The sequence below is a fragment of the Bradyrhizobium sp. genome (assembly GCF_049586575.1).
In the GTDB taxonomy this organism is placed as follows: domain Bacteria; phylum Pseudomonadota; class Alphaproteobacteria; order Rhizobiales; family Xanthobacteraceae; genus Bradyrhizobium.
Map to the genome: position 1 here is coordinate 1 of NZ_JBAVCF010000062.1, position 1680 is coordinate 1680.

Sequence of the window (1680 nt, forward strand, 5' to 3'; positions counted from 1 at the left end):
GATCAGCACGATGAAGGACGGCAGCAGGAACAGCACATGGCGATTGAAGAAATGAAAGGGGTCGAGCCCGATCCGGGTCGCGACCTGCGGGCTCGCCGCCAGCGACAGGATGACGCCGGCCAGGATCAGCGCGACGATCGCCGCCAGTTGCAGGCGATCGACCGTCCACCACCAGTCGCTGAAGGGATTTCGCTGTTCACGGGAGAGCATGGGCGTTCCCAGAGGTAAGAGATCGCCCATTGGTCGCCCAGGATGGTTTCCAAGGGGTTAATGGATTCTGTTCTTTCGTATCCCTCCGCCAGCGAGCCCTTGCGAGCAGTGGGGAGGGAGGCTCATCGTGAGCGAACGCGAGCGGTGAGACAGGCGGGGTAACGCTGCAAGCCCCACCCCGGATCGCTTCGCTCGCCGACCCTCCCCACGCTTTGCGGGCGAGGGATAAATCTCACACCACCGGTTTGACGCCGGGCAGCGCCTGCACCAGGTCGCGAAACTTCGACCCGCGAATTTCAAAATTGCGATATTGGTCGAACGAGGCGCAGGCCGGTGACAGCAGCACCACGGCTTCCGAAAGTCCTGACGCCTGCGCATCTCGTGCCGCATTCGCCACCGCAACATCCAGCGTTTGCGAAATCTCGTGGGGCGCGCTTGGACCGAGCGTGGCGGCGAATTCGGGCGCGGCTTCGCCGATCAGATAGGCTTTGCGAATACGCGGGAAATATTCGGCGAGGCTCGTGATGCCGCCGGCTTTTGCCTTGCCGCCCGCAATCCAGAAAATGTCGGCGAACGACGACAGCGCATGCGCGGCGGCGTCCGCATTGGTGCCCTTGGAGTCGTTGACGAACAACACGTGATCGCGGCGGCCTACCTGCTCCATGCGATGCGCGAGGCCCGGAAAACTGCGCAACCCCTTCTGCAGGACTTCGGCCGAGACGCCGAGCGCGAGCGCGCAGGCCGAGGCGCAGGCCGCGTTCTGCGCGTTATGCAGGCCGCGCAGCGAACCGATGCCGCCAATCCGTGCGACCTCGCTACGCGCACCACCGGCCGCGTGCCAGATCGTTTCATGATCGACGTACATGCCGTCGGGCAGCGGATTCTTCACGGAGACACGCACCACGCGTTTTCCGGCCTGCTCGATCCGGTCGGCGGCGGCGCGGGACCAGGTGTCGTCGACGCCAATGATCGCGGTACCCTGCGATTGAACGCCGGCAACCAGACGCTCCTTCACCGCGGCATATTGTTCGAGCGTGCCATGGCGGTCGATATGGTCTTCGCTGACATTGATGAGAATGCCGACGGTCGGATCGAGGCTCGGCGTCAAATCGATCTGGTAGGACGACATCTCGATCACATGCGCGCGTCCCTTGCGCGGCGGCTCCAGCGACAGGATCGCGGTGCCGATATTGCCGCCCATCTGGGTGTCGTAACCGGCCACGCGCATCAGATGCGCGATCAACGCGGTGGTGGTGGATTTGCCGTTGGTGCCGGTGATCGCGACGAACGGCGCGTCCGGCGCATGACGTTTCCGCTCACGGCAGAACAGCTCGATATCGCCGACCACCTCGACGCCGGCGGCGCGCGCCGCAAGCACGCTCCAATGCGGCGCGGGATGGGTCAGCGGCACGCCCGGCGTCAGGATCAGTGCGGCAAAACGCGACCAGTCCACGCTGCGCAGGTCGGCGG

The 1680-nt window shown here is 64.7% G+C and carries 1 protein-coding gene and 1 pseudogene; both read right to left on the reverse strand.

From position 1 onward, the window contains the following. A pseudogene (locus WB528_RS01920) lies at window positions 1-210 on the reverse strand (cell division protein FtsW); the annotation flags it as partial. 232 nt (window positions 211-442) lie between these two features. Beyond that, window positions 443-1680 (reverse strand): UDP-N-acetylmuramoyl-L-alanine--D-glutamate ligase (gene murD / locus WB528_RS01925; RefSeq protein WP_423886739.1); only part of this gene is annotated, 1238 nt, incomplete at its 5' end.